The sequence below is a fragment of the Helicobacter sp. TUL genome (assembly GCF_002287135.1).
Lineage (GTDB): Bacteria > Campylobacterota > Campylobacteria > Campylobacterales > Helicobacteraceae > Helicobacter_F.
Window position 1 is genome coordinate 20748 of sequence record NZ_NESU01000005.1, and the last position, 26613, is coordinate 47360.

At 37.9% G+C, this 26613-nt stretch carries 24 protein-coding genes, 4 tRNA genes and 1 pseudogene; 20 read left to right on the forward strand and 9 right to left on the reverse strand.

Features of this window, described 5'->3' with window-relative positions:
- Nucleotides 1–49: 49 nt before the first annotated feature.
- Nucleotides 50–1321 (forward strand): hypothetical protein, encoded by a 1272-nt coding sequence (locus B9T66_RS03400; protein WP_095627595.1) that lies wholly within the window; start codon nt 50–52, stop codon nt 1319–1321.
- A gap of 73 nt (nt 1322–1394) precedes the next feature.
- Here B9T66_RS03400 and B9T66_RS03405 read toward each other — a convergent pair whose 3' ends face one another.
- Nucleotides 1395–1850: a copper chaperone PCu(A)C gene (locus B9T66_RS03405; protein WP_095627596.1), complete on the reverse strand. Its 456-nt coding sequence runs from the start codon at nt 1848–1850 to the stop codon at nt 1395–1397.
- Nucleotides 1851–1905: 55 nt separating this feature from the next.
- A complete protein-coding gene (gene thiC, locus B9T66_RS03410) occupies nt 1906–3198 on the reverse strand; it encodes a phosphomethylpyrimidine synthase ThiC (RefSeq protein ID WP_095627597.1) in 1293 nt (430 codons plus the stop codon).
- 292 nt (nt 3199–3490) lie between these two features.
- On the opposite strand from thiC, the gene carB reads away from it, so the two are divergent.
- Genes carB through trpA form a run of 7 tightly spaced genes read left to right on the forward strand, consistent with a single transcriptional unit; the run spans nt 3491 to nt 11335 of the window.
- Nucleotides 3491–6763, forward strand: coding sequence for a carbamoyl-phosphate synthase large subunit (carB, locus tag B9T66_RS03415; RefSeq protein ID WP_095627598.1), 3273 nt, complete (start codon nt 3491–3493; stop codon nt 6761–6763).
- Between the two features lie 15 nt (nt 6764–6778).
- The gene (xseB, locus tag B9T66_RS03420) at nt 6779–7000 is read left to right on the forward strand and encodes an exodeoxyribonuclease VII small subunit (RefSeq protein ID WP_095627599.1); all 222 of its coding nucleotides are present in this window, start codon (nt 6779–6781) and stop codon (nt 6998–7000) included.
- A 3-nt stretch (nt 7001–7003) separates the two neighbouring features.
- Complete coding sequence (gene trpD, locus B9T66_RS03425; RefSeq protein WP_095627600.1) at nt 7004–8014, forward strand: anthranilate phosphoribosyltransferase; 1011 nt, start codon at nt 7004–7006, stop codon at nt 8012–8014.
- Nucleotides 8011–8802: an indole-3-glycerol phosphate synthase TrpC gene (gene trpC / locus B9T66_RS03430; RefSeq protein ID WP_095627601.1), complete on the forward strand. Its 792-nt coding sequence runs from the start codon at nt 8011–8013 to the stop codon at nt 8800–8802. The genes trpD and trpC overlap by 4 nt, the downstream gene beginning before the upstream one ends.
- Nucleotides 8799–9401, forward strand: a complete 603-nt coding sequence (locus tag B9T66_RS03435) for a phosphoribosylanthranilate isomerase (RefSeq protein WP_095627602.1) — start codon at nt 8799–8801, stop codon at nt 9399–9401. Before trpC ends, B9T66_RS03435 begins: the two co-directional genes overlap by 4 nt.
- A complete protein-coding gene (gene trpB / locus B9T66_RS03440) occupies nt 9394–10578 on the forward strand; it encodes a tryptophan synthase subunit beta (RefSeq protein ID WP_095627603.1) in 1185 nt (394 codons plus the stop codon). The genes B9T66_RS03435 and trpB overlap by 8 nt, the downstream gene beginning before the upstream one ends.
- Nucleotides 10571–11335, forward strand: a complete 765-nt coding sequence (trpA, locus tag B9T66_RS03445; protein ID WP_095627604.1) for a tryptophan synthase subunit alpha — start codon at nt 10571–10573, stop codon at nt 11333–11335. Before trpB ends, trpA begins: the two co-directional genes overlap by 8 nt.
- Nucleotides 11336–11341: 6 nt before the next feature.
- On the opposite strand, the gene B9T66_RS03450 is transcribed toward trpA, so the two are convergent.
- A complete protein-coding gene (locus B9T66_RS03450) occupies nt 11342–11884 on the reverse strand; it encodes a hypothetical protein (protein WP_143429090.1) in 543 nt (180 codons plus the stop codon).
- Between the two features lie 104 nt (nt 11885–11988).
- Between B9T66_RS03450 and B9T66_RS03455 the strand changes: the two genes are divergently transcribed.
- From B9T66_RS03455 to B9T66_RS03505, 10 genes and pseudogenes are all read left to right on the forward strand, one after another.
- Nucleotides 11989–12360, forward strand: a complete 372-nt coding sequence (locus B9T66_RS03455; RefSeq protein WP_095627606.1) for a RidA family protein — start codon at nt 11989–11991, stop codon at nt 12358–12360.
- 127 nt (nt 12361–12487) lie between these two features.
- Nucleotides 12488–12565: transfer RNA gene (locus B9T66_RS03460), tRNA-Pro, on the forward strand.
- 15 nt (nt 12566–12580) lie between these two features.
- A tRNA-His gene (locus B9T66_RS03465) sits at nt 12581–12657 on the forward strand.
- A 29-nt stretch (nt 12658–12686) separates the two neighbouring features.
- Nucleotides 12687–12763 (forward strand) — tRNA-Arg (locus B9T66_RS03470).
- 307 nt (nt 12764–13070) lie between these two features.
- On the forward strand, nt 13071–13652 hold the full coding sequence (locus B9T66_RS03475) for a hypothetical protein (protein WP_095627607.1): 582 nt from the start codon (nt 13071–13073) through the stop codon (nt 13650–13652).
- Nucleotides 13652–13977: pseudogene (locus B9T66_RS09365) on the forward strand (alpha/beta fold hydrolase); the annotation flags it as partial. The gene B9T66_RS03475 and the pseudogene B9T66_RS09365, both read left to right, overlap by 1 nt.
- A 538-nt stretch (nt 13978–14515) precedes the next feature.
- Nucleotides 14516–14791 carry a hypothetical protein gene (locus B9T66_RS09325; RefSeq protein ID WP_095627608.1) on the forward strand — a complete coding sequence of 92 codons (276 nt, stop codon included), beginning with the start codon at nt 14516–14518 and terminating at the stop codon, nt 14789–14791.
- A 257-nt stretch (nt 14792–15048) separates the two neighbouring features.
- Nucleotides 15049–15125, forward strand: a tRNA-Arg gene (locus B9T66_RS03495).
- Between the two features lie 44 nt (nt 15126–15169).
- On the forward strand, nt 15170–16813 hold the full coding sequence (locus B9T66_RS03500) for a chorismate-binding protein (protein ID WP_095627609.1): 1644 nt from the start codon (nt 15170–15172) through the stop codon (nt 16811–16813).
- Complete coding sequence (locus tag B9T66_RS03505; protein ID WP_257874579.1) at nt 16800–17381, forward strand: anthranilate synthase component II; 582 nt, start codon at nt 16800–16802, stop codon at nt 17379–17381. The genes B9T66_RS03500 and B9T66_RS03505 overlap by 14 nt, the downstream gene beginning before the upstream one ends.
- 47 nt (nt 17382–17428) lie before the next feature.
- On the opposite strand, the gene B9T66_RS03510 is transcribed toward B9T66_RS03505, so the two are convergent.
- Genes B9T66_RS03510 through B9T66_RS03520 form a run of 3 tightly spaced genes read right to left on the reverse strand, consistent with a single transcriptional unit; the run spans nt 17429 to nt 19667 of the window.
- On the reverse strand, nt 17429–18181 hold the full coding sequence (locus B9T66_RS03510) for an amino acid ABC transporter ATP-binding protein (RefSeq protein ID WP_095627610.1): 753 nt from the start codon (nt 18179–18181) through the stop codon (nt 17429–17431).
- Nucleotides 18178–18894 carry an amino acid ABC transporter permease gene (locus B9T66_RS03515; RefSeq protein WP_095627611.1) on the reverse strand — a complete coding sequence of 239 codons (717 nt, stop codon included), beginning with the start codon at nt 18892–18894 and terminating at the stop codon, nt 18178–18180. The genes B9T66_RS03510 and B9T66_RS03515 overlap by 4 nt, the downstream gene beginning before the upstream one ends.
- The gene (locus B9T66_RS03520) at nt 18894–19667 is read right to left on the reverse strand and encodes a transporter substrate-binding domain-containing protein (RefSeq protein WP_095627612.1); all 774 of its coding nucleotides are present in this window, start codon (nt 19665–19667) and stop codon (nt 18894–18896) included. The genes B9T66_RS03515 and B9T66_RS03520 overlap by 1 nt, the downstream gene beginning before the upstream one ends.
- A gap of 285 nt (nt 19668–19952) precedes the next feature.
- On the opposite strand from B9T66_RS03520, the gene B9T66_RS03525 reads away from it, so the two are divergent.
- A complete protein-coding gene (locus tag B9T66_RS03525) occupies nt 19953–20822 on the forward strand; it encodes an ATP-binding protein (RefSeq protein WP_095627613.1) in 870 nt (289 codons plus the stop codon).
- Nucleotides 20823–20877: 55 nt separating this feature from the next.
- Here B9T66_RS03525 and B9T66_RS03530 read toward each other — a convergent pair whose 3' ends face one another.
- The 3 genes from B9T66_RS03530 to mraY are packed head-to-tail and all read right to left on the reverse strand — an operon-like array spanning nt 20878 to nt 24995.
- Complete coding sequence (locus B9T66_RS03530) at nt 20878–22584, reverse strand: ABC transporter ATP-binding protein (RefSeq protein WP_095627614.1); 1707 nt, start codon at nt 22582–22584, stop codon at nt 20878–20880.
- Between the two features lie 9 nt (nt 22585–22593).
- Nucleotides 22594–23898: a UDP-N-acetylmuramoyl-L-alanine--D-glutamate ligase gene (gene murD, locus B9T66_RS03535; protein ID WP_095627615.1), complete on the reverse strand. Its 1305-nt coding sequence runs from the start codon at nt 23896–23898 to the stop codon at nt 22594–22596.
- A 5-nt stretch (nt 23899–23903) separates the two neighbouring features.
- Nucleotides 23904–24995 carry a phospho-N-acetylmuramoyl-pentapeptide-transferase gene (mraY, locus tag B9T66_RS03540; protein ID WP_095627616.1) on the reverse strand — a complete coding sequence of 364 codons (1092 nt, stop codon included), beginning with the start codon at nt 24993–24995 and terminating at the stop codon, nt 23904–23906.
- 129 nt (nt 24996–25124) lie between these two features.
- Here mraY and gpmI point away from each other — a divergent pair, with 129 nt between their 5' ends.
- Complete coding sequence (gene gpmI, locus B9T66_RS03545; protein ID WP_095627617.1) at nt 25125–26612, forward strand: 2,3-bisphosphoglycerate-independent phosphoglycerate mutase; 1488 nt, start codon at nt 25125–25127, stop codon at nt 26610–26612.
- Nucleotide 26613 lies beyond the last annotated feature (1 nt).

The window sequence follows — 26613 nt, forward strand, 5'->3', positions numbered from 1 at the left end:
AATACTTTTGCATTAATTTATTTTAAACACTAACAAACAAGGAGTAGTGATGAAAAAACTTTCTGTTTCACTTGCTTTGGTGGCAAGTTTAGGTTCAAGTGCAATGGCAGCGGAAGTCAATCCATTTGGATTTATCGGTGGATATTATTCCCAAGGGTTTAGTAATATGCCCACCCAAAATAGCACTCCAAATGGCAAAGAAGTAGGAGAATCTTATGCTTCTGTAGCTGCACATCTTGGGCTTGATATAGGACTTACTTCTAATGTAAGCTTTGGTTTAGGTTTTTGGGGCGGATTACCACTCTATGAGACCTATTATGGTAATGTCCCAGTGGGTGATAAATTCTATCCACAAAATTGGGATGTATCTGATGCGTATCTAAAGTTTGACAACAAATCAACTTCTATTGTTGGTGGTCGTTTTGATGTTGGTAGTTTTTATCATGGTCAAGATGGCAAGGAATACACTGGTATGGATTGGTTGTGGGGTAATATCCAAGGTGCAGCTCTCAACACAAAATCCAAGAATGTTGGTTTTTGGGCATTATGGATGAATTCAAAACTTGGTGTCAATGGCAATTACAACAGAATGGCTTATGATATGGCATCATTTGGCACATTCTCTGCGTTTAAACATATTCACGCTGGTGAAGTGTTTATGGGAGGTATTGACTTTGATTATGATGTATTTAAATTTAGTCCATTTGTGATGTATGATACTAATTATCAACACAGCAATACTCCAGGATCGCGAAGTGTCTTAAGTGCAGGTGCTAAAATCGTGCTTGATGTAAAAGGCAATGGTGTAGAATCTATCACAACACTCCGAGGATTATGGCAACAATACCAAGTAGGAAATCGTGATGTAAGCCCACTTGTGCTTTGGGTTGATGAAGAATTAGTCTTTAATGAAATCTTTAAAATCGGAGCTGGATACATTAAGACAAATGATTATGGTGCATTACTCTATGGTCATGATAAAAGTAGATTCTATGGGTATAGATCTATTGGTATGAGTAGTGGTGGTATATATAGCTCAGGTAATCCGTTGTATTATGGTGGAAACTCTGGCACATATTATGTGTTTGCTGGACTAAAACCAGATTCTCGCCTAGAACTTGATCTACTCTTTGCTGGTGGTTCCTATTCCGAGCTTTCTGCGGTTGCTCAATATCGCCTACTTGGAAAAGCTGATAAAACAAACCTTAAAATCGGTGCAGGATTTGTAAGTACAAAAGGTCGAAATTGGGATGCAAACAATTCACTTGATTTTGACAAACGACGAAACAACGCTATTGCTTTCTTACGCCTCTCTCTCTAACATAGCTTCACAGAGATTCTCATACAATGAGAATCTCTTATCTTACAATCCTTAATCACAAAGCAAACACATCTTAATGATGTGCGTGCTTTGTGTGTCCTTTTGCTTCTATCACATCAATATCTTTAAGCTCGATAGTATTGCCATTGCTAAATTGCAAAGAAAAAGAAACCTTCTGTCCTTCTTTCAAAGGCTCTATGAGGTTAATAAACATTACATGATACCCGCCTGGTTCCAAATCTACCTCACTATAAGCTTTTACAAGAATCTCTGGCACTTGCACCATTGTTTTCATACCATTTTTATGTATATGCGTATGAAGCTCTGTGTTTTCAGAGATTGGACTTTTTCCACCAACAAGTGCGATGTCTTTGTCTGTATGGTTCTCAATCCGCATAAATGCTGCGGCTGCCTTGTTATTGTGTGGCACAACCTGCACAAACGCGTCTGCCACTTCTATATCAGCAGCATTAGCACCCAAACACGACAACATACCAACACACAACAAAATCTTTTTTATAACCTTCATATATGCCTCCTTTATGTAGCTTAGATTCTGCATTATAATCAAGCTAATCCAAAGCTTAGCTTAAGCTTACCTCCTCACCTTTTAAGATAGTATTCATTGTATTCATCGCACACATTTTGCCACACATCGAACAAGAATGTAACTCTTCAGGTTTGCGTTCATTAAACATTGCGCGGGCTTTTTTGCCATCTATAGCATACCCAAACATCTTACCCCAATCTATTGCTTGGCGTGCCATACTCATCTTATCATCTATATCTCGCTCTTTTGGTAATTTGGCAATATCTCCGGCGTGCGCAGCAATTTTGGTCGCTACAATCCCATCACGCACATCAGCAAGATTAGGAAGTCGCAAATGTTCTGCGGGTGTTACATAACAAAGCATATCTGCTCCGGCTGCAGCTGCTACTGCACCCCCTATCGCACCGCTAATGTGGTCATAACCCGCACCAATATCTACCACAAGTGGTCCTAATACATAAAATGGCGCGCCCTTACACACACGCTTTTGTAGCTTGACATTAGATTCTATTTCATCAATACACATATGCCCAGGACCCTCAATCATCACTTGCACATTGGCTTGCCACGCTCTTTGTGTAAGGAGTGAAAGCTCCAAAAGTTCGGCGAGTTGCGCACTATCGCTTGCATCATGCGTAGATCCTGGACGCAATGCATCACCCAAAGAAAGTGTTACATCAAATCGCGCACAAATCTCTAATAAATCATCAAAATATTCATAAAACGGATTTTCAGCTTCTTTCATTTTCATCCACGCATACAGCACGCTCCCACCGCGAGACACAATATTTGTGAGTCTATGGGATTGCTCAAACATAAATGCAGCGCGTGAGTTTATCCCCGCATGGATTGTCATAAAATCCACGCCGCTTTTGGCATGATGATATACGACATCAATAAAATCTCTAGCATTAATATCTTTTAAATCCTTTTCCAAAAACCCAACTGCATCATACACAGGGACTGTGCCTATCATTGCCTTAGATACCTTGATTAGCTCATCGCGAAAATGGCTAGTTTTGCCATAATTGCTAAGATCCATTATAGATTCTATGCCAAAATCATGAGAGAGTGTAACTTTTTGCATTTCTTCAGTGTAATCCACGCAGTCATTCGATACGCCAAGATTCACATTAACTTTTGTGCGTAACCCTGCACCTATGCCGTGTGGATCAAGATTTGTATGATTGCAATTGGCAGGAATAATAATCGTGCCTTGTGCTATAGATTCTAACAAAAATGCCTCGCTCACACCTTCTTTTTGTGCTACAGCTTGCATTTGTGTAGTAAAAACGCCCTCTTTTGCATACGCCATTTGTGTTTTCATATTCCATTCCTTAAAAGTAGATAATGATAAACACGGGGTGCAAGAGATACTACAATAAGTATCATAAGTATAGAAAGTAGAAATTAGGTAGATAAACATTCCCGCCGCTAGCATTATCTAGGTCCGGTTCGGTCTAAGCTCTCTAGCTTACTCTCAGCCTGTCTTACAAGCTCCCGTCATTTATGCAAATCCATTATAACCTGATTTAGGTAAATCACATTTTAAGCGCGTTTTAGATACAATATGACATTTGCAAATTTTTCCGTATCTCAAAGATTTTAAAGGACAGGCAATGCCAAAACGCACAGATATTCATACTATTTTACTCATCGGTTCAGGACCCATTGTCATTGGACAAGCGTGTGAGTTTGATTATTCTGGCACACAAGCAGCCAAAACACTCAAAAAGCTTGGCTATCGCGTGGTGCTTATAAACTCTAATCCTGCAACCATTATGACTGATCCAAATCTTGCTGATCGCACCTATATCGAACCTATTACCGAAGAAGTGATTGCCAATATTATCAAACAAGAAAAAGTTGATGCTATTTTACCTACTATGGGTGGGCAAACCGCACTAAATGTCGCGATGAGTATGTATGAAAAAGGTATGCTAGAGGGTGTAAAATTTTTGGGTGCAAATCCTAGTGCGATTAAAAAAGGCGAAGATAGACAAGCTTTCAAAGAAGCAATGCTAAAAATCGGTATGGATTTACCAAAATCTCGCTATGCCTACACTATAGAAGAAGCACTTGAAGCAGCCAAAGAAATAGGATTCCCACTTATTATTCGTGCAAGTTTTACCCTTGCTGGTGGTGGTAGTGGTGTGGCATATAATATTGATGAATTTAAAACACTCGCGCAAAATGGCTTAGATACAAGTCCAATTAGTGAAATTTTGATTGAAGAATCGCTACTTGGTTGGAAAGAGTTTGAAATGGAAGTAATACGCGATAAAAGCGATAATTGCATTATCGTGTGTAGCATAGAAAATTTAGATCCTATGGGTGTGCATACGGGAGATTCTATCACGATCGCCCCTGCTCTTACACTCACAGACAAAGAATACCAACGAATGCGCGATGCAAGTTTTAAAATCTTGCGAGAAATTGGAGTAGATACAGGCGGAAGCAATGTGCAATTTGCTATCAATCCAAAAACCGGTAGAATGACGGTTATTGAGATGAATCCACGCGTTTCTAGAAGCTCTGCTCTAGCCTCCAAAGCCACAGGCTATCCAATTGCCAAAGTTGCGACATTGCTTGCGGTAGGCTATACGCTTGATGAAATCAAAAACGACATCACAGGCACACCTGCGAGTTTTGAACCTAGCATTGATTATATTGTAACAAAAATTCCACGCTTTACCTTTGAAAAATTCCCACAAGCAGATTCAACACTCACCACCTCTATGAAATCCATTGGGGAAGTTATGGCAATTGGCGTGAGTTTCAAAGAATCCTTGCAAAAAGCCCTCTGTAGCTTAGAGACAGGAATCTTTGGATTTAATCCAATCAGTAATGATCTAAGCGAGATTCAAAGGGAAGTGCGTCGCCCAAATGCTCATAGACTTTTGTATATTGCAGAGGCATTGCGCAATGATATAAGCGTGGAAGAAATTCATGAATGGTGCAAAATCGATCCATATTTCTTACACCAAATTGCAGAAATTATTGCATTAGAGAAGCAAATCTCTTTTGAATCCTTGCAAGATTCAAAGTTTTTAAGACTTGCTAAGCAATATGGCTTTAGCGATAAAATGTTGGCATTCCTCACCAATAAAAACGAGGGCTTAGAATTACGAGAAGAAGACATATATGCATTGCGACAAAAACTACATGTGCAGCTACAATACAATGAAGTAGATACTTGTGCGGCAGAATTTAGCACCCAAACAGCGTATTTGTATGGCACAACGCCTTTTAACGCACAATCCTTTGTAGATTCTAACCCACAAGACAATCCAGACCAAAACGCACAAAAAAAAGTTTTAATCATCGGTGGTGGACCAAACCGAATCGGTCAAGGCATTGAGTTTGATTATTGTTGTGTGCATGCAAGTTTTGCCCTCAAAGATATGGGCATACAAAGCATTATGTATAACTGCAATCCAGAGACGGTAAGCACGGACTATGACACAAGTGATGTCTTGTATTTTGAACCCATTACCTTTGAATGTGTGCGCAGTGTGATTGAGAGAGAAAAACCCGATGGCGTGATTGTGCATTTTGGCGGACAAACACCACTCAAACTCGCCAAATCTCTAAACCTCATCGGTGCGCATATCATTGGCACAAGTGCCAAAGTTATTGATACAGCCGAAGATAGAGAAAAGTTTGCTGCATTTGTGGAAAAGCATAATCTCTTGCAACCAAAAAATGGCATAGCACGCACCAAAGATGAAGCATATAGCATTGCCAATGCGCTTGGATTCCCTGTGCTTGTCCGCCCAAGCTATGTGCTTGGTGGGCGTGCAATGCGGATTGTGGATAGCGTAGAAGAGTTACGCACATATATGGAAGAAGCCGTCAAAGTTAGTGAAGATTCACCAGTGCTTATTGATAAATTCTTAGATTCTGCGCTAGAACTTGATGTGGATTGCATTAGCGATGGAACTAGTGTGTATATTGGTGGCATTATGCAGCATATCGAAGAAGCAGGGATTCATAGTGGAGATAGCGCAAGTTGCCTACCACCATTTGGGCTTAGCGCTAGTATGCTACAAAACATAGAATCTACCACAGCCCAAATTGCGCTAAATCTCGGTGTCATAGGACTTATGAATGTGCAGTATGCTATCTATAAAGATGAACTATATCTCATTGAAGTGAATCCTAGAGCCTCACGCACCGTGCCTTTTGTCTCTAAAGCTACAGGAATTCCATTAGCCAAAGTTGCTACAAGAGTAATGTGGCAGGGCGATCTACGAGAAGCGTTGGCATATTATGATAGCTTTGATAATGTCGATTACACAGGTGAGATTCTCAAACACAAAACCCTAAAATCTGTAGCTATCAAAGAATCTATATTCCCATTTAACAAACTAAGTGGCGCGGATATGTCGCTAGGTCCTGAAATGAAAAGCACTGGCGAAGTAATGGGAATCTCTAAAAATGTAGGTGTGAGTTTTGCCAAATCACAGATTGCGTGTAAAAACGCCATTCCAACAAAGGGCAAAGTCTTTATTTCACTAAGCCAACGAGACAAACAAGCTGGATGTGTGCTTGCTAAAAAACTTCTTGCGCTAGGATTCCAACTCTGTGCGACAGGCGGCACACATAAAGCATTTGCAGCTGAAGGCATAGAATCTGAATTGGTGCTAAAAATCTCTGAAGGACGCCCAAATATCACGGATCTAATGACAAACAATGATATTGCTATGGCAATAAATACAAGCGATATGCAATCACACAAAGGGGATACAATCCTTATTCGTGCGCAGATTCTAAAAGACAATATCCCATATTTTACAACGCTTAGCGCAGCAAATATGGCAATCTTGGCTCTTGAAGCAATGGTGGATACAGATATTAATCAAGCCACCGCACTACAAGACTTTCTGTAAATGCAAGGAGACATAATGCAAGATGTAGAAAACCAAAGCTTTGAAGAACTCATAGAAAATGCCAAAAACATCATTGCGCGTTTGGGACAAAGCGATGTGAATCTCAAAGAAGGCGTAGAGTTATATAAAAATGGTATGGCAACTCTCCAAAAAGCTCAAGAAATGCTAGAATCTGCCAAGCTAGAGTTTGAGGAGATTCAAAAGCAATCCTATGATGAAAATACAACAAGAGCGTAAGCAATGATACAAGAAGCCATTATACAACTCTCACACAGAAAAGATCTTAGCTTTGAACAAGCCCAAGAAGTCATGCACGAGATTATGCGTGGTGAAGCAAGTGCGGTGCAAATGTCTGCATATCTCACTGCCCTAGCACTCAAAGGTGAAAGTATCGAGGAAATCACTGCTTCGGCAAAAAGTATGCGTGCGCATTGCATAAAATTACTCCATGATATGGATGTGCTAGAAATCGTAGGCACAGGTGGCGATGGATCAAATTCCTTTAATATCTCCACAACTGCTGCACTTGTAGTTTCTAGCGCAGGTGTATCAGTCGCCAAGCATGGCAATCGCGCAGCCTCATCTAAAAGTGGTGCGGCGGATATGCTAGAGGCTTTGGGCGTGAATATTTCTCTTTCGCCTGAACAATCTCAAGCCCTTTTGCATAAGATTCATATATGTTTTTTGTTTGCACAAAACTATCATATCTCAATGAAATATGTAGCGCCAATTCGCAAAGAATTAGGCATAAAGACAATTTTTAATGTTTTGGGACCATTGTGTAATCCTGCTGGAGCAAATATGGAGCTTATGGGCGTATATGATGAAAGCCTTGTAGAGCCATTAGCCAAAGTTATGTGTAATTTGGGAGTTAAGCGTGGTATGGTTGTGTATGGCAAAGACAAGCTTGATGAAATCTCAATGAGTGCGCCCACAAAAATATGTGAAGTGGATAATGGCAAATTTAGTATGTATGAGATAAATCCAAGTGATGTGGGTTATACATATTGCGACAAAGAGGATTTAAAAGGTGGAGATGCCCAAGAAAATGCACAAATCACCAAAGACATTCTCTATGGCATACAAAAAGGTGCAAAACGCCAAGCTGTGTGTTTTAATGCTGGAGCTGCATTATATATAGCAAACAAAGCACAAAGCATAAAAGAAGGCGTAAGAATGGCAGAGAATCTCATTGATGAGGGTATGGCAAGCAAACAATTAGAACGCTTTATTGCAGAGAGTAACAAATGACTATCCTTGATACCATAGCACAAGACACAAAAGATCGCATAGCACACAAAAAAGCACAACTATCACTAGAACATATACGCGCACAAGCCTTAGCACTAGATACATGCTATGGGAGATTCGAACAAGCCCTCTCCCACAAAGGCATGAGCTTTATTTGTGAAGTCAAAAAAGCCTCGCCTTCGCAAGGTATCATCGCTAAAGACTTTGATCCTGTGCAAATTGCTATGACCTATCAAGAATCTGGAGCGGATTGTATCTCGTGCTTAACTGAACCAAAGCACTTTTTGGGTGATGATAAATACCTACAAGACATAGCAAAATGTGTAAATATCCCTATATTACGAAAAGATTTCATACTAGATTCATATATGATTTATGAAGCCAAAGTGCTTGGTGCAAGTGCTATCCTTTTGATAGTAGCAATGCTCCAACCACAACAAATCCAAGAATATTTAGAAATAGCCCATACTCTAGGGCTTTGTGTGCTTACAGAAGTGCATGATGAGGAGCAGCTACGCATTGCATTAGATTCTAAAGCGCGCATTATTGGGATTAATAATCGTGATTTGCGAGATTTTAGCGTTGATATTCATACTAGCACAAAACTTGCAAAGCTTGTGCCAAATGATGTCATACTTGTCAGTGAGAGTGGGATAAAAACTGCCGATGATATTTGTCTCTTAGAATCTTGTGGTTTTGATGCGGTGCTGATAGGACAAACACTTATGAGCACACAAGACAAAGGTGCTACACTCACAAAATTACGCACCAAGGATACACATCAGTGAAAATAAAAACTTGTGGGCTTTTTAGGCAAGAAGATATTACTTTTGTCAACATACTACAACCTGATTTTATAGGTTTTGTTTTTGCTCCAAGCAAGAGAGAAATACACATTTCTCAAGCCTATGAATACAAAAAACATCTTGTAGATTCTATCCAAGTAGTGGGGGTTTTTGTTGATAGCCCAAAAGAGAGAATCCTTGAGATTATCCAAGCAGGATTGATTGACATCATACAGCTTCACGGAAATGAGAGCGAGGAATACATAGCGGAGCTTAAAGCATTGTGCAATGCACCTATTATCAAAGCAGTGCGCGTGCAAAACATACACGATATACACACCACAACCCTTGCAGACTATATACTCTATGATAGTAGCAGTGGCGGTAGTGGCTTATGTTTTGATTGGAGATTCTTAGATGAAATACACAACACAAAACCATATTTTTTGGCAGGTGGCATTAATGCAAATAACCTTGCACAAGCCATATCACACAAGCCTTATGCGATTGATGTTTCAAGTGGCATAGAATCGCAAGGGATAAAAGACTTTGAAAAAATGGCACACATTATACACACCATACGAGGAAATGCCCATGAATAAAGCATATTTTGGAGAATTTGGAGGCACATTTGTGCCAGAGATACTTATGCAAGCGCTCTTTGAGCTACAAGAAGCCTATACGCACTACAAACACGATACTACATTCCAGAGGCAACTAAAAACTTTATTGCAAGATTATGTTAATCGCCCATCGCCATTATATTTTGCTAAGGCAATGAGTGAGAATCTAGGTGGTGCAAAAATCTATCTCAAACGCGAGGATTTAAACCACACAGGCTCACATAAAATAAATAATGCACTAGGACAAGCCCTATTGGCAAAACAAATGGGAAAAACACGCCTTATCGCCGAAACAGGCGCAGGACAACATGGCGTAGCAACTGCAACTGCCGCAGCTCTTTTGGGTATGGAGTGTGAAATCTTTATGGGCAAAGAAGACACCATACGCCAAGCACTCAATGTCTATCGTATGAATCTCTTAGGCGCTAAAGTCAATGCGGTAGAAAGTGGCACCGCTACACTCAAAGACGCAGTGTCTGAAACGCTCAAAGAATGGACACGCAACATAGCAAACACGCATTATGTGCTTGGTTCTGTCATGGGTCCCCACCCTTTTCCTACCATTGTGCGTGATTTTCAGGCAATCATTTCACAAGAGATTAAAGAACAAATCCTACATCTTGAGGGACGCTTGCCAGATATGGTTATTGCTTGTGTGGGTGGTGGTTCTAATGCCATTGGAGCCTTTTATCATTTTCTAGAAGATTCACACATAAAGCTTGTAGGGTGTGAGGGCGCGGGTGAAGGCATAACAACGCCAAAAAGTGCTGCAACACTTAGTGTGGGAAAAGTAGGCATTTTTCATGGCATGAAATCATATTTTTGTCAGGACCAATACGGACAAATCGCACCCGTAGAGTGCATATCTGCGGGGCTTGATTATCCAGGCATTGGACCAGAGCACGCATTTTTGCGAGATAGTGGTCGCGCTACATATGTCCCTATCACAGATATACAAGCCGTAGAGGCATTTGAATATCTTGCAAAAGTTGAGGGCATAATCCCAGCTATTGAAAGCGCACACGCATTAGCCTACGCAATACAAATTGCCCCCACCATGTCCAAAAACCATATCATAGTCGTGAATCTCTCTGGTAGAGGCGATAAGGATTGTGCGGCTATAGCACGATATAGAGGAGCAAAAATCTATGAATGATATTTTTACGCATAAAGCATTTATTCCTTTTATTACTTGTGGTTATCCAAACCTAGACATAAGCGAAGAAATCATCTATGCCCTTGCAGAAAATGGCGCAGATCTTATCGAGCTTGGTATCCCTTTTTCAGATCCAGTGGCGGAGGGAGCAGTCATACAAAAAGCAAGTGAAGAAGCGCTTAAAAATGGTGTAAGCACAGATGCAATATTTGATATGGTAGCACGTGTGCGTCGCAAATGCAATGTGCCTTTAGCCTTTATGACATACGCTAATGTAGTATTTTCCTATGGAAGTAAAAAGTTTATGCAAAAAGCCAACGCTCTAGGCATACAAGCTCTTTTGTTGCCTGATGTGCCATTTGAAGAAAAGCAAGAATTTGAGGGGGTGTGCGATGAGTTTGGCATTAACCTTATCTCTTTTGTTGCACCCACATCAGCCAAAAGACTCACACAAATCATACAAGAAGCCAAAGGATTTGTATATTGCGTGTCCTCATATGGCGTTACAGGTGTGCGTGAGAATATCAGCAATGATGTTAAAGCTATGGTAGATTCTATAAAAAGCATTTGTGATATACCAGTAGCTGTAGGGTTTGGTATTTCTACACCAGAACAAGCCAAAACCATTAGCCGCTATGCCGATGGCGTAGTCATAGGTAGCGCGATTGTCAAGCTCTGCGCACAATATGGCAAGGACGCTCCAAGGCACATAGGAGCATACGCCAAAAGTATCAAACAAGCAATGCAAGAAGCATAGAATTAGCTAACGCGCCAAGTCTATAACTTCGGTTTTTTGTTCATAAATAATCTTTTTCTTATCCCATTCTCTAGCATTTTGCATTTTGTTATTTGTAGATTGAGGTTTAGCTGTAGGAGAAGGGCTTTGCTGTTTTATTGATTGAGATTGTTGTGGTGTGGGTGAATTTTTTGGCGCGACATACGAAGGCTGCGAGGTAGGGTTATTGCTCACATCACTAGATTCAAAGTCTTGATTTTTTTGGTAAATTGTCGTAGTGCTAGAACCTATGGTAGTCTTTGTCTCTGTATAATCAGAATATGTCTTAAGCCTTGAGGCATGATCTTCATTTTTGCTAAGCCATTTTTTTGGAATAGGCAACCGCTTCATCGTGCCATCATCAAGAGTTTCTAAAATCCCAAGTAATGCTTTTGTTTGATGATTTATAATCAAAGTTTGATTAGGCTTAAGAAGCAATTCAAAATCTTTGAGAGAATATGAATCTATAATAAAATTATCGCTCCACAACACTCCGCACATCACATATATACAACACCATATCTTCTTCACGCCACACTCCATAATTATCGTTACCTTGAATTATAACGATTTTCAGATAAAAAGCAAGTGCCGCTATGCTATAATGCACACTCAATTCACATGAAAGGAAAATTATGCAAGCTATCTTTACACCAAACGCCCCTGAAGCCATAGGACCATATTCACAAGCTATCGTGCATAATGGACTTGTCTACACGTCAGGTCAAATCGCACTCAATCCTCAAGGCATAATGAATGAGGGTGATATACAAGCGCAAACTACACAGGTATTTGAGAATCTAAAAGCCATTTTAGAACAAGCAGGAAGCTCACTCCAAAAAGTCATAAAAACAAGTGTGTTTTTATCAGATATGGAAAACTTTGGCGCAATGAATGCCGTATATGCCACATACTTTGGCGATCACAAACCTGCACGAAGCACAATAGCGGTAAAAACTCTACCAAAAAATGCTCTTGTAGAGATTGAATGTATAGCAGCTATCTAACCTTACTAGCACACCACAAGTAATCTAGATTCTAGCGATTGTTACTAAGTGGGTGCTTATACGCGTATTCTTGATTTCAGCCTTTTTTAAAGTCTCTCAAACTATAATACGCGTTTTATTTTTTAGTCGGGGCGTAGCGCAGTCTGGTTAGCGCACTTGGTTTGGGACCAAGGGGTCGAAGGTTCGAATCCTTTCGCCCCGACCATTTTTTGTGCTTATGGTGGGCGTAGCTCAGTTGGTTAGAGCATCAGTTTGTGGCACTGAGGGTCGTGGGTTCGAGCCCCATCACCCACCCCATTCTCTCCAAACATCAATCATATGTATTTGCGTTCGTAGCTCAATTGGATAGAGCATCAGACTTCGGATCTGAGGGTTGGGGGTTCGACTCCCTCCGAGCGTACCACCCTTAGAAAGCATAATCCGATGATATCACACTCCTATACAAAATCAACACCATATCTTCTATCAAATAACACAAGCATTTTTATAACTTCAAACCAAAATCCCTTTTGTATCGTGCATACTCTACACGGGACTTAAGCCTAGTTTTATAAACCTAGAGAAATATACAAATTAGACAAAACATAGTATCATAAAGCGTTAGGGCATTTTGATACAAATTGGATACGATGTCAAATACACAAACATAACAAGCAGATTCAAAGCTTGTATCGTCTATCCTAAGATAGAAAATTTTAAGGAGATAACCTATGGCATACATATTACTTCTTATTACAATTTCTACTATTCTTTCTTATCTAATTCTTAAGTGTGTATATGCAATCATCTTTAAATCTACAAAAAGTGTTTCAAAGTTTTTAGTCTTTCTTGGAAGCATAGGTTTAATTATGTTTTATTACACACCATATTCTTTTTATTTAGAGCCTAGTTATTGGCAGTTTAGAAATATGTGTAAGCTTAATGAACTTCCAAATAATGAAGAGAAGTATAATAAGATTCTAAGGTATTTTGATAAAAAGTTAGGTGACATAGATGACTTTCCACATACCAAGAAGTATTCGGGTGGGATAGACTATATCACTCTAGTTGTTTATTATCATCAATATTTTAAAGAGCAAGAAGAAAATTCATTGGAAGGAAAAATTGCATTACATAAAATGGCAAGTGAAACTCCCAAAGAAAAATATAGGTTAGATTCTTATAATATAAAGAGTATGTTTTTATCAATGTCGTGGAAATCTAACCGCTATTATATAGATGGTAATGAAGGGAGTGGGTTTTATTGGAATCAAGAAATATTGCAGTGTACTGATGTAAAAAGAGAAAAATGATGAACAATAAAGAACAGGTTAAAAAACTAAGAGACAATGCAGAGTTAGCAATGGCAAGTTATGGGTATTTTGATTTGATAGGTAAGAAGTTTGCATACAAAAAGGAATAGAAAAAATACAAAAAATCACTCTCCACGACATATCAGATTCTACCTACAAAGATTATGTAACTTCTAACCACACTACACTTATTGATCCCAAAAAGCTTACAGGCGACTTCTCCCCACTCCAAACACAAAGATTCTTTTCTCGTTATGATTTATTCATTCATCAGCCAAATACTGAAAGTGCATTCTCTGCTACTTTATTTGGAGAAAAAAGAAAACAAAAGAATGCAGAATCTAAAGCAATACAATATACAAGTGAATATGGCTATATGAATTATATTTTAGCCATTCGTGGCACAGAATCCAAACTAAAGCAAATCAAAGATATAATAAATGATTACTACGTAGGAATAAATAATGATAGCAATAGAAAAACGGCTTCAAAGAAAAAAGAATCTTATTAAGACAAAAAAGATTCTAAAAAAATTTACAATCTTATTTCTTATTGGGATTATCTATCTTATAGGAATCCCTTTATATGTAGTTTTTATTATTATTCCTTTGGTTTTGTTTATTCGCTTTAATATAACATAGGCAGTGTTTTAGTAATACTATTTTTTCTCTTTATCTTTTATTACACACCTTATTCATTTTATTTAGAGCCTAGTTATTGGCAGTTTAGAAATATGTGTAAGCTTAATGAATTACCTAATACCGAAGAGAAGTATAATAAGATTCTAAGGTATTTTGATTTGAGTTTAGATACGCTAGATTGGGATGAGTTGAATAAGAAAACTTGGAAAATTCCAGAAGATAATGGAAACTATAAAAAAAGGAGTATTTGAATATAGAACTACATTAAAAAGCAAAGAAATAAATTCTCGTTTGGGAATAGAGGGAGCTCTTTTAAGCAATGAACCAAAAATAAATAGGCATAATATCAATGCTATGGGTATACTTGCTACTTGGCAAACAAGACGCTATTTTCCAGATGGTAATGAGGGGAGTGGGTTTTATTGGAGTGAGGAAGAGTTATGGTGTAGAAAGGTAATAACAAATAATATGACATCAAAAGGAGCAAATAATGAGTAATAAAGAACAGATTAAAAAACTAAGAGACAATGCTGAATTAGCTATGGTTGGGTTGTATCTTGTGCGCGTTGGGAAACACAAAGCCAAATAACACGGAATCTCGATTACATAAATAGAAAATATTTACAACACTCTTATATGTTGTCAAACAAAACTTTCGCCGACTAGATGAGTTTATACTATTCTTTTAAGGTTTTTATAGTATAATCCCACCTTTGTATTTTGGTATGCTTCTTTGGTAACCACTATTAGATTATGCGCTCATAGCTCAGCTGGATAGAGCAACGGCCTTCTAAGCCGTAGGTCAGAGGTTCGAATCCTCTTGGGCGTACCACTCTCATATGATACTTGCTTCTTACTTTTTTACTAAGGTGTATTTTGAATATCTTTAAAGACAAAGCTTTTAGCAATCCTATTGACACTATATGTATCTTTGACACAAGCAATCTTAAAGAAGCCTTGCTAAAGATTGAATCTTATGCAAAACAATATTATCTCCTTGGGTATCTTAGATACAATCTCAAAGATGTTGTATTGGGCAAAGATATCTCTTCTCATAAACCGCTGCTCTATTTTGAAGTCTATGACGCATATTCGATGTATAACCCTCCCAAAAATCCACTAATACAGGATATAGAAGTTACGCCTAGTCTTTCGTATGAGGAATATTGTGCTGCAATCTCGTATATTAAAAATGAGATAGCCAAAGGCAATACCTATCAAGTGAATTACACGATGCATTTTGATGTCCGATACAATGGCACAGATCTTGGGTTGTTTGAGTATTTGTTGCAGATGCAAGCCACGCCATATAGTGCTTTTATCACAAATAAATATGAAAGTATCGCGTCCTTTTCACCAGAATTATTTTTTGAAAAAAAAGATAATGTCATTATTGCAAAACCTATGAAAGGGACAATTGCTAGAGGCGTGAATCCACAAGATGATTTGCACAAGATTCAATTTTTACAACATGATCCAAAAAATATGGCTGAAAATGTGATGATAGTCGATCTTTTGAGAAATGATTTGAGTAAAATCGCACACAAAGTAGAGACAACAAAACTCTTTTGCGTAGAAACACACAAAACACTTCATCAAATGACTTCAGAGATTCAGGCTCATCTCATGCCACATATTACTTTGTTTGATATATTTTGTGCTTTGTTTCCCTGTGGTTCGGTAACTGGAGCACCAAAACTTAGCACAATGAACATCATAGATGACATAGAAACACATGATAGAGGCGTGTATTGTGGTGCTATCGGATATATGTCTCCAAGTGAAATGGTGTTTAGTGTCCCTATTAGAATCTTGCAAAAAGATCACAAAAATAATCAATGGTGTTATAAAAGTGGTGGTGGGATAACTTGGGATTCTAATCCTTTTGATGAGTGGCAGGAAGTTTTGCTAAAGGCAAAGTTTTTGACACTAGAGTATCAACTCATAGAGACAATGCGCGTGCTAAATGGTAAGATTTTGTATCTACAAGAGCATTTAGAGAGATTGCGAAATTCTGCATCACACTTGGGTTTTGCATACAAAGAAATTGCTTTTCCCAAAATAGAAAATGGCATTATAAGAGTGCTTTTGTATAAAGATGGTAGTTATAAGATTGCTATACATGATTTTAGAGAACATCAAAACAACAAAGTTTGTATCGCGCAACACGCGGTGCATTCTCAAGAAAGATTCTTATACCACAAAACAACTATTCGCCCTTGGTATGACGCCACAAAAACAAAAATTGAGCGCAATGAACTTTATGATGAAATATTTCTCAATGAACGCAATGAAATCACAGAGGGATCTCGAAGTAATGTAGTGATTGAAAAAAATGGGATATTATACACGCCACCATTGCATAGTGGAGTGCTAAATGGAATCTTGCGCAGTGTATTGGTTGCAAACAAACAATGCATTGAACAAACACTTTATGTGCAAGATCTCTTGGAGGCGGATAAGATTTTTTGTATCAATTCTGTTCGCGGTATGGTAGAGGTGGAGCTTGAAAGACAATAACAATTCTCCTATTCTCATAGATAATTATGATTCATTTACATACAATATAGTCCATTACTTAAGGGATCTTGGTTGCACACCGCTTGTGTTTAAAAATGATGAGATAGATATATGCTCACTATCAAAGATGAATTTTCATCACATCATACTTTCTCCTGGACCTAGCAATCCAAAGAATGCCGGAATATCCTTGCAAGTTATAAAATCTTTTTACAAAACAAAAAATATTCTTGGAATCTGCTTGGGACATCAATGTATTGGGCATTACTTTGGCGCTAATGTGCGAGAAGCCAAAATGCCTATGCACGGAAAGGTTAGCCGCATTAGATTCGATCCTCATAGCAAAATCTATGCACATATGAAGCAAGATTTTTTGGCGACTAGATACCATTCACTCATAGTCGATGATGTTATTGCGCCATTGCGCGTTAATGCTGTGAGTGAAGATGGAGTTATAATGGGAATTGAGCATAATACATACAATGTCTTTGGCGTGCAATTCCACCCAGAATCTATACTAAGCGAGTTTGGCAACCAATTGCTATATAACTTTCTGTATGCTCTTTAGAATCTTGTTTGTCATACTTATTGGCTATAAGATTCTCATACAATACTTTAGATGACATACTCACAATCCATTTTTGTAAATTTCTCTAAAAACTGCTTGGCTCTTTGTGTTTGGGGCTTGGTAAAAAACTCTTGGGGTGTTGTGTTTTCCAAAATTTCTCCATCAGCCATAAATAAGATTCTATCTGCTATTTTTCTTGCAAAGTTTAATTCATGGGTTACCAAAATCATTGTTTTATCTTTGATCATTTTTATGACATGCAACACTTCATTGACAAGCTCTGGATCAAGCGCAGAAGTTGGCTCATCAAAAAGCATAACCTTGGGATTAAACGCCAAAGCCCTAGCTATACCTATGCGTTGCTGTTGTCCTCCACTTAGCATACTTGGATAATGATTTGCCTTGTCTTTTAGTCCAACCATTTCTAAATATGTATAAGCAATATCTTGAGCTTCTTTTTTGTTATATTTATACACCGTGATAAGGGATTGGGTGATATTTTGTAGTGCGGTTTTGTTGGCAAAAAGATTATAATTTTGAAAAACCATTCCCGTGCTTTTGCGAATCTGCATTAATTCTCGCCTTTTTAGCTTGGAAGAAAAATCAATTTCTACGCCATCTACATTCATAATCCCACTATCGGCATATTCAAGGAGATTCATACATCGTAAAAGTGTGCTTTTACCAGATCCACTTGGACCCAAGATAACATAGGTTTTATTTTTTTGTATATGTAATGCAATATCTTTTAAAACCATGTGATTATGAAAACTTTTAGATAGGTGTTGTATTGTTATCATGCTTTGCCCACAATCTTTTTATAAGAATGAAGTTTTTTCTCAAACATTGCAAACCCTTTTTCTAACGCAATACTAATAACCCAATAAATGAGTGCCGCCATAATATAGACTTCTAAAAATTTAGAACTTCTATCGGCTTCTAATGTCGCTATTCCCATTATTTCTGGAACAGAAGCAGCAAAAACAAGCGAGGTTTCTTTGATGAGTATGATGAAAAAATTTAAAATATTTGGCAGGGCGACAAGCATACTTTGTGGCAAAATGATAATGAGTAAAGCTTGTGTGGTATTCATGCCAACACTATAAGCAGCCTCTAGCTGTCCTTTGTCAATGCTTAGAATTGCACTTCTAAAAATCTCACTCAAATAAGCCGAACAATATAAAGAATACACAAGATACATAAAATATATGGCATCAATGCCTGAAATATCAATATTAAAGCCATATGCATAATTCAAATATCTAAACACTAATGGTATCCCATAATATGCCAAAAAAATCTGCACCAAAACAGGAATGCCCCTAAAAAAAGAAATATATATCGTAGCAAGTTGGAAAATAATAGGGATTTTATAAATCCTTACTAAGCTTAAAACTAATCCCAATAAGGCACCAACACAAAACCCAACAACGGCAATGACTAGAGAGATTGGGACACCTTTAAGCAAAGTAGGAAGAGCACTAAAGGCATAGCTAAAATCAAAAAGTTGCATTATTTGCTTTGATCTACCCCAAAGTATTTCATAGAAAGTTCGCTTAATTTGCCTGATTCTTTGGCTTGAAGGATTGCTGAATCTATCTTTGTAATCAATGCCTTTGCAGAATCTTCTTTTCTAAAAACCAAATATACAGGGCTTTGTGAAATACGTTCATCAAGCACTTTTAAGCTTAGATTCTGTTCTTTGATAATATCAGCAATGGAGGCAGGATCATTTAGATGCACATCAATTCTTTTATTGACCAAATCTTGCAATAGTGGGATTAAATCCTTGTAATAGCGTATCTCTAGGATATTGCCATTTTTAGCATTCCAATCTTCCAGTATTTTTGTATGTGCTGAACCTACAACACAACCAGCCACCTTACCTGATAAATCTGCTACACTTTTGATAGTCTCATCATCAGACCTTGCTACAAATTGCGAAGTGCTCACAAAATAACTTTGTGTTGTAAAAAGATATTTCTCTTCTCTCTCTTGTGTTTTTATAATTTGATTGGCTAACAAATCAAATCTCCCAGAATCTAACCCCAAAAACAGAGCATTCCAAGGTGCATTTTTAAACTCAAAATCCAAATTTGAATCGATCTCTTGCAAGATTCTAAGGACATCGACATCATAACCCATCATTTCTCCATCTTTGCCTACATAGGAAAATGGTTTATACGCACCTTCACTACCTACTTTGATACTTGTATTGTTTGAATCAGAACAAGCACTAACAATAATCAACAAAAATAGCACAAAAGACAATTTTATAACTTTCATAGTAATCCTTGTATGTGTTCTTTGGAGGGTTTTTGGTTTTACAATAAGCCATTAACGCGTGTTTTACCTTTGTAAACATTTGTGGGATTATAATATGAAAACAATAAATAAAACATAAGTTAACCTTATAAGATTCTAAATTTTAAAAAATCAAAAAACTTGTATTTTTTGTAAGAAAAGTATTACCTTAATAACACGCTTTTTATTTATAATTATGCCCAACTCAAATCATAGAGAATCTCTAAAATCTCTATGAATTGAGAATCTATACACAAAGGATAATATATGATAACAAAATCACTTAAAAGCTTCGTGCTTGCAGGGATTGTTTCAAGTGGGCTTACTATGAGTGCAAATGCTGCACAACCTCAACATATCGATGGATTCTCACATCCAGAAAGTGTCTTTGTCAATAAAGATGAAGTATATGTAAGCAACATCGGTGAAAAACTTGAGCCAATGGCAAAAGACAATGATGGCTTTATCTCTAAGCTTGATAAGAATGGTAATGTTGTAGAACTCAAATGGATCACAAATCTTAATGCCCCAAAAGGTATGAATGTGATTAATGACACATTGTATGTCGTGGATATTGATACACTCAAAGGCTTTGATCTTAAAAGCAAAAAAGAAGTGCTAAATATTCCTGTAGATGGCGCGGTATTTTTGAATGATATCGTAGTGCTTGATAACAATACACTTCTAGTAAGCGACACTGGCACAGGCATCATTCATCAATTTAATCTTGCCAAAAAACAATACCAAACTTTTGCTAAGCTAGATTCTCAATATGCCGGACCAAATGGGCTTTTGCTTGATCCTAAGAAAAAAGCGCTTATTGTAGTAGGGTATGATCCAGCAGGCAAACAACAAGGAAGTGTTGTAAGCATTGATCTTAAAAGCAAAAAAGTGCGTGCAATCACAAAACCACTAGGTGCGCTTGATGGCGTCGCAGTAGCTAAAAATGGTGATTTGCTTGTGAGTGATTGGGGCACAGATCTCCAAGGCGTTATTTATCGCATAGATTCTAAAGGGCAAGTAAGCACTATTAAAATAGAATCTATGGGCGGACCTGCGGATATGTATAGCGATGGAGTGAGCCTTTGGATACCAAGAATGGTAGATAAAAAGGTAAGTAAAATCGATTTACCATAACCTCTAAAAACCTAGCGGAAGTTTTCCGCTAGTGATATGCGTATTATATAAGTAATTATTTTTGTTTAATAATCTCAACTCTGCGTTCACACCGCTCGATAGTATTAAGCCTATGCGCAATAACAAGCAATGTTTTATTTTGCGCCACATCATAAATCTCATCCATAATCTTTTCTTCTGTTGCCGTATCTAGCGCACTTGTAGCTTCATCAAGCACCAAAATTTCAGGATTATCATAAATAGCACGCGCAATGCCTATGCGTTGCTTTTGCCCACCACTTAGTAACAAACCACCTTCACCTACACGCGTATAAATCCCACCATGTTCTTGTAAAAATTCATAAATATTTGCCTTTTTACATGCCTCTATCACGCGATCTTCATTCATCTCACTTCCAAATGCCACATTTTCTGCCACACTACCATCAAATAGATAAATAGTTTGGGGAATATAGCCAATTTTCTTACGCCAAGATCGGAGATTATGGTTGTTTAGCTCCTTACCATCGATATAAATCATACCTTGTTGTGGTTTATAAATCCCAATGATAAGATCTACCAATGTGCTTTTACCAGCACCGCTTTCGCCACAAAAGGCAATCTTATCGCCTTTGTGTATTGTAAGACTAAAATCGCGCAAAATTGCTTTGTTTGGCTCATAACCAAAGGTAACGCCCTTAAGCTCAATGCTTTTTTCAAATGCACAAGGCTCGTTATCCTCATAATCTGTATGATATAACAAATCTTCATACACAAGTGCTACAGAATGTGCACAATACCCCATGAGATTATATGTCGACAATATTCTACTTACAGCAGGTAAGATTCTATATAAGGCAAGAGCATACATCGAGATAATAGGCAACACTGCATCAACATCTCTATAGGCTACAAGGATATATGCCACACAGCCAATAAGTATGCTAAACCCTAGAGATTCAAGTAAAAAGCGTGGAGTGGTGAGTATAGTTTGAGTGAGGATCTCTGCATTTGTGCGCTTCATACTTGCTTCTTCAAATTCTTCAAAAACTTGTTTTTGGTTGCCTTTTAATTTAATAATCTTAAAATTTCCAAAGGTTTTAGAAATAATCTCATTAAACCTTGTATTCATGGCGCTACGTACCTGTCCCATTATTTCAATCTTTTTACCTAAGATCTTTATCACTAAAAACACTTGCAATCCCACAATAATGGTGAGTGCTAAGGTCATTTTCCAACTTGTGATAAGTAGCAAAACATACAAAATACCAATGGTAAAAAACTCCCCAAACATTTGCAAAAGACTTTGCACATACATAGAAGCTCTTGAGGATTCTTGAGCAATATTAGCACGGACTCTATCAAGCTTGCGTTTAACAAAATCATCATAATTAATCTCTACTGCCTTACTAAATAATCGATATGCAAAAAAATGAAATTTTTTATATGCAAAGCGATTTTGTGCGTATGTAAATGCAATGCTATAGAGCATTCTAAAAATATAAAAAACAATAAGTGCCACGCTAAAGGCAATCATAAACTCAAAAGTATCCTTAAATCCAAAAAATGTATAAATCCCATGAGAAATAGAGTGACTGGTAATGAGATTAGGGTTACTCGCAAAGCTAATAAAAGGCATAATAATACTAACACTAAAGGTTTCAATCACAGAATACGCAATCGTGGCAAAAAACAATCCAAGTAAAATTATTTTATCACGCCTTGTAAGCAAAGAGCGCAATTTATTGATAGTTGTTAAGGTTGTTTGTTTTTTATGCTTCATGAAAACTCCTTATCTTAAAGTTAGAGCATATTGTTTAAATACATCTCCGCGCTCCTTGTAAGAGCTAAATTGATCAAGGCTCGCAGCAGCTGGGGAAAGCAAGGCAACGTCACATTCTTTATAAGAATCTTTAGCATATCGTGCTTTTTTGATTGCCTCCACCGCTACATCAAGCGTATTGCAAACTTCACAAGATATGCCATATTCCATACTTAATTCTAAAAGCCTAGAGGCATTGCTACCAATGGCAAAAATACTAATAGATTTACCTTGCATGAATCTAAAAAGTGGGCGTAAATCCGCACCCTTATCATCGCCTCCCAAAATAAGCCATATATGCTTATCCTGATACCGACGCACTGCTTCAATAGTAGCATCGACATTAGTGCCCTTGCTATCATCAACCCATAAATAATTTTGTGAATCTCTAAACTCTTCTATCCTGTGCGCACCAATCTTAAAGGCATTAAGCGCCTCTATATCACACACACCATACAAAATCTTGGCAATCCCAAGCGCAATGAGACCATCAAGCAAAAATGGTTCTTTGATATGCACAGATGTAATCTCTATCCCAAGCTGCGATGCCAAATCTTGTGAATCTTTATAAAAATACGCCCTACCCTTAAATGCCCTAGATACAGGGTGCTCTGCAAGCTCAAAAGGCAAAATAGCGCTTGTATCCTCACGCATACGCCCTAGCACACTAAGTTTATCTGCCACATATGCCTCAAAACTTCCATGCCAAGTGATATGATCCTCTCGCACTGGTAAAAGTGCATACACATCTGGCGTGGCGTGCGTAGCATAATGCAGACTAAAAGAACTTGTTTCTAAAATCCAAAGTGGTGTATGACTGACATACAGCTCACTTAGCGGAGTGCCTATGTTGCCGCCACTTTTTGCGCCAAAAGATTCTAAGAGTGTGGTTGTCATCTGTGTAGTGGTTGTCTTGCCATTAGTGCCACTAATCCACACGCTTTTTGGTGGAATCTGCCAATGCTGCAATAAAAAATAAAAAAAATCATATTCACCAATAAGATTACGAGCCTTATGCACAAGCATATGCGTAGGTGGAATACCTGGTGAGATGATAGATATATCACATGTTTGTAATGAATCTTGTGTAAGATTCACAATAGGCGTAGGTGCGCCATCATCGCTAAAAAGTGCAGAATCTAACAAAGTATTGCCAAATTCATCACTGCGTGTGCCCTCAAATGTATCATCATAAATTGCAACGCGTATCCCAAGAGAATTCAAAAATCGCACAAGAGGCTTTGTTGTAACGCCATAACCAAAAATACGTATCATAGAATCTACCTAAGTTTAAGTGTAAGAAGCGCAATGAGATTTGCTAGCAAGGCAACAATCCAAAAACGCACAATAATTTTATTCTCCGCCCAACCCTTTTTCTCAAAGTGATGATGTATAGGCGCCATAAGAAAAATCCGCTTTTGTCTGTATTTATAACTCCCAATTTGGAGCATTACAGAAAGTGTTTCAAACACAAACACAATGCCAATGAGTATAAGCAAAATTTCATTATGTGAAATAATTGCCATATATGCGATAAATCCGCCAAGCGCTAGACTGCCACTATCTCCCATAAACACTTGTGCGGGGTGGCAGTTATACCACAAAAAGCCAAAAAGCGCACCTATAAGCGCACAACTCATCACAATAAGCTCTCCGCTATGAATGACTTTAGGCCAATACAAATATGATGATAACCCAATGTGTCCGCCAATATACACAAATACAGAAAGACTAAAGAGCGCAAATATACTTGGTGCAGTCGCCAAACCATCAAGTCCATCGGTAATATTGACAGCATTTGCACTTGCCACAAATACAAGCATCCAAAACACAATACTCACAATAGGGATATGTATAGAATCTATGCGGATATTTGCAAAAGCATTCATATCAAAAAGTGGCTCTTTCATAAAAGGGAGATAAAAATTCCCAGTATGTCCAAGATTTGCAAGACATAAGGCAATGCAACACGATAGCACAACAAGCAAAAGCATTTTGACTTTGGCACTCATACCGGCATTGGAGTTAGCCGAGATTTTCATAAAATCATCTCTTGCACCAATGAGACTAAAGCCCACAAGCCCAACAATGCCCAATATAATATATGAGTTTGTCATATCTGCACACAAAAATGTCGCAACAAGGGTGCAAAATACAAATACTACGCCACCCATAGTTGGGGTATTTTTTTTCTCCTCGTGGGGGACAAAATGCGAGATAGGCTGATTGGCTTTTTTGGCTTTTGCCCAACGGATAAAATAGGGAAATATTGCGATACTTAGAATAAAAGCGAGAAAAAAACTTACACCTGCACGAAATGTGATATATTGAAACAAATTAATATGTGTCGTGCTCCACAGCCAATATAGCATATCCACCCCCATAAACTTACACAAAATAAAGCAGGGATTGTATCTCTAATTTTGTAAAACTAGGCTAAATTTTAATGTTTTTAGACTAAAATCCTTACCAACAAACTTTACCTCTCTTAAGGAGCAAGTATGCATAAAAAAGCTGTTTTAGTTATCACAGATGGTATTGGCTATAGCCAACATACTACATATAATGCCTTTTATCACGCCAAAAAACCTACTTATGATTATCTCTTTGAAAATGTCCCTTATGCAATGATTCATACATATGGACTAAGTGTAGGATTGCCAGAAGAACAAATGGGTAATTCTGAAGTGGGGCATATGTGCATAGGATCTGGGCGTGTGCTTTATCAAGATCTTGTCAAAATATCACTTGCCTTAGAAAATGGTGAGATACAACACAACAAAGCGTTTTTGCATGTCGCAGATTCATGTGAAGATATACATCTATGTGGGCTTATGAGCGATGGCGGTGTGCATTCTCATCTCTCGCACTTACTAGGTCTTGCTACTATCTGTGCGACAAAAAATAAACGCGTATGGCTTCATCTTATTACCGATGGGCGAGATGTTTTGCCTCAAAGTGCCTTAGAATATCTTAATAAAGTGCAACATGCCATTAATGCGTATCCAAATATTCACATTGCCACACTTAGTGGGAGATTCTATGCAATGGATAGAGATAAACGCTGGGATCGTATAGAATCTGCATATAATGCCATTGTGTGTGCGGATAATACAACGACCAAAACACCACAAGAATATATCCAATCCCAATACAAACAAGAAATTTTTGATGAATTTATTCCGCCTGTGAGTTTTGCTCCATATCAGGGTATGCACGATAATGATGGATTTATCTTTGTCAATTTCCGATCAGATAGAGCAAGGCAAATTGTTGATGCGATTGGCAATACATCATTTGATGGATTTGTGCGAAAACGCGTGCCAAAACTCCATATTGCAACAATGTGTGAATACGATAGTAGTTTTGAGTTTCCTATTATGTTCCCCAAAGACAAGGTCCAAAACACTCTAGCCGAAGTAATCTCAAACGCATCGCTAAGGCAATTTCACACCGCAGAGACAGAAAAATATGCGCATGTTACATTCTTTTTAAATGGTGGGCGTGAGGAAGAGTTTGAGAGCGAAAAGCGTGTGCTTATCCCTTCACCAAAGGTTACGACATATGATTTACAACCACAAATGAGCGCAGAAGCGGTGGGTGATGCCGTGCTTGAAGCTATGCAAGAAGGTTATGATTTTGTTGTGGTTAATTTTGCAAATGGGGATATGGTAGGACACACTGGGAATTTTCAAGCCGCTATCAAGGCTGTAGAAGCAGTTGATACACAATTAGGCAGGATTATTGAATCTGCAAAAAAATTGGGTTATGCGGTTGTGATTACAAGTGATCATGGTAATTGCGAGGAAATGAAAGATTCACAAGGCAACACACTAACAAACCATACCGTAGGTGATGTATGGGCTTTTGTGCTTGATGAAAATGTCAAAGAAGTGGCAAAAGAGGGTGGGCTAAATAATATCGCTCCAACAATCCTTAAACTTATGAATCTACCAAAACCACAAGAAATGGATAATGCTCTTTTTTAGT

What these genes read in the sequence shown, in the direction of transcription:
- B9T66_RS03400 (WP_095627595.1), top strand. Translation starts at nt 50, where the DNA reads ATGAAAAAACTTTCTGTTTCACTTGCTTTGGTGGCAAGTTTAGGTTCA.
- B9T66_RS03405 (WP_095627596.1), bottom strand. Translation starts at nt 1,850, where the DNA reads ATGAAGGTTATAAAAAAGATTTTGTTGTGTGTTGGTATGTTGTCGTGT.
- thiC (WP_095627597.1), bottom strand. Translation starts at nt 3,198, where the DNA reads ATGAAAACACAAATGGCGTATGCAAAAGAGGGCGTTTTTACTACACAA.
- carB (WP_095627598.1), top strand. Translation starts at nt 3,491, where the DNA reads ATGCCAAAACGCACAGATATTCATACTATTTTACTCATCGGTTCAGGA.
- xseB (WP_095627599.1), top strand. Translation starts at nt 6,779, where the DNA reads ATGCAAGATGTAGAAAACCAAAGCTTTGAAGAACTCATAGAAAATGCC.
- trpD (WP_095627600.1), top strand. Translation starts at nt 7,004, where the DNA reads ATGATACAAGAAGCCATTATACAACTCTCACACAGAAAAGATCTTAGC.
- trpC (WP_095627601.1), top strand. Translation starts at nt 8,011, where the DNA reads ATGACTATCCTTGATACCATAGCACAAGACACAAAAGATCGCATAGCA.
- trpB (WP_095627603.1), top strand. Translation starts at nt 9,394, where the DNA reads ATGAATAAAGCATATTTTGGAGAATTTGGAGGCACATTTGTGCCAGAG.
- trpA (WP_095627604.1), top strand. Translation starts at nt 10,571, where the DNA reads ATGAATGATATTTTTACGCATAAAGCATTTATTCCTTTTATTACTTGT.
- B9T66_RS03455 (WP_095627606.1), top strand. Translation starts at nt 11,989, where the DNA reads ATGCAAGCTATCTTTACACCAAACGCCCCTGAAGCCATAGGACCATAT.
- B9T66_RS03475 (WP_095627607.1), top strand. Translation starts at nt 13,071, where the DNA reads ATGGCATACATATTACTTCTTATTACAATTTCTACTATTCTTTCTTAT.
- B9T66_RS09325 (WP_095627608.1), top strand. Translation starts at nt 14,516, where the DNA reads ATGGAAACTATAAAAAAAGGAGTATTTGAATATAGAACTACATTAAAA.
- B9T66_RS03510 (WP_095627610.1), bottom strand. Translation starts at nt 18,181, where the DNA reads ATGATAACAATACAACACCTATCTAAAAGTTTTCATAATCACATGGTT.
- B9T66_RS03515 (WP_095627611.1), bottom strand. Translation starts at nt 18,894, where the DNA reads ATGCAACTTTTTGATTTTAGCTATGCCTTTAGTGCTCTTCCTACTTTG.
- B9T66_RS03520 (WP_095627612.1), bottom strand. Translation starts at nt 19,667, where the DNA reads ATGAAAGTTATAAAATTGTCTTTTGTGCTATTTTTGTTGATTATTGTT.
- B9T66_RS03525 (WP_095627613.1), top strand. Translation starts at nt 19,953, where the DNA reads ATGATAACAAAATCACTTAAAAGCTTCGTGCTTGCAGGGATTGTTTCA.
- B9T66_RS03530 (WP_095627614.1), bottom strand. Translation starts at nt 22,584, where the DNA reads ATGAAGCATAAAAAACAAACAACCTTAACAACTATCAATAAATTGCGC.
- murD (WP_095627615.1), bottom strand. Translation starts at nt 23,898, where the DNA reads ATGATACGTATTTTTGGTTATGGCGTTACAACAAAGCCTCTTGTGCGA.
- mraY (WP_095627616.1), bottom strand. Translation starts at nt 24,995, where the DNA reads ATGCTATATTGGCTGTGGAGCACGACACATATTAATTTGTTTCAATAT.
- gpmI (WP_095627617.1), top strand. Translation starts at nt 25,125, where the DNA reads ATGCATAAAAAAGCTGTTTTAGTTATCACAGATGGTATTGGCTATAGC.